2 protein-coding genes are annotated in these 1,142 nt (G+C 65.7%); both read right to left on the bottom strand.

Going from position 1 to position 1,142, the window contains the following annotated elements; genetic code table 11:
- Positions 1–596 (bottom strand): IS66 family transposase zinc-finger binding domain-containing protein (locus GSQ79_RS29010; RefSeq protein WP_210253108.1); only part of this gene is annotated, 596 nt, incomplete at its 3' end.
- Positions 597–705: 109 nt separating this feature from the next.
- The coding region (gene tnpB, locus GSQ79_RS16000; RefSeq protein WP_368669946.1) for an IS66 family insertion sequence element accessory protein TnpB at positions 706–1,142 on the bottom strand (437 nt) is incomplete at its 5' end.

Raw genomic sequence — 1,142 nt, 5'->3', positions numbered from 1 at the left:
AGCGGCAGATGCATGCAGAACTTGCCGTAGGCGATCTCGGCCAGCAGCATCGGGCCGGTACAGCCACGCGCGATTGGGTGCGACGGCGCGGGCGGCTGGGTGATCGCCTCACAGGTTCGGCAGGAGAACTTCTCGCGGACGTGCTGGCGAACGAACCAGCGCGCGGGAACGCGTTCGAGTGTCTCGGTGATGTCCTCGCCGAGCTTGTGCAGGCGGCCGGCGCAGCACGGGCATGCCGACGGGCTGGGATAGACGTGGCGAACACGCGGCAGATGCTCTGGCAGAGGGCGGCGCGCCGGTTTGCGGCGGCTGAGGGCCGCGACCGTGGTGTCGTCCTCGGCAGTCTCTTCGATGACGCGGATCGCGGCGAGCGTCTCCTCGATGTCTTCGAGTGCGAGTTCGAGTTGGCCAATCCTGGCGCCCGACTCGGACGATTGGCCGAAAGCCTCGCGCCGCGCCTTGGCCAACTGGAAACGGAGCCGTTCGAGTTCGAGGGCAAGCACGACGTGGTCCGCGTGTGCCTTGGCGATCGCAAGCTCCGCGGCCAGTCTGGCCTGGCGTTCGACGTCCCGGGCGGCCCGCTCTGCGAGGATCATCGCATGGGCCGCGGCAAGGTCTGTCGGAAGCGATTCAAAGGGCGTGCTCACCCTTTCAAAGAATCACGAATACGCTTGGCATGGGAGCCATCGCCAAGGCTATGCACAACTATCCCGCCGCGTGCGGACGCCACGTCTTCTGGGGCGCCCGCCAATCGATCCCATCGAGCAGATAGCCGAGCTGCGCCGAGGAGATCGTCACTGTCCCGTCGGCCACCGATGGCCAGAGAAAGCGGCCGCGCTCCAGCCGCTTCGAGAACAAACACATGCCTTGGCCATCGTGCCAGATGACCTTGATCAAGTCGCCACGACGCCCGCGAAAGACGAACAAATGCCCATCATGGGGGTCGCGCTTCAGCGTCTCCTGGACCAGCAGAGACAGGCCATCGAAGCCCTTCCTCATGTCGGTGTGCCCGGTCGCCAGCCACACACGCACGCCACTTGGGAAGGCGATCATCGCCGGCTCCAGTACGTCAATGACGCGGGCAAGCGCATCGGCATCAACGCCGGCATCGACACGCACGCGGCACACACCACCGAGATCGA

This window comes from Beijerinckia sp. L45, assembly GCF_009765775.1.
Classification (GTDB): Bacteria; Pseudomonadota; Alphaproteobacteria; order Rhizobiales; family Beijerinckiaceae; genus RH-AL1.
This window is presented reverse-complemented; position numbering and strand designations above follow the sequence as displayed.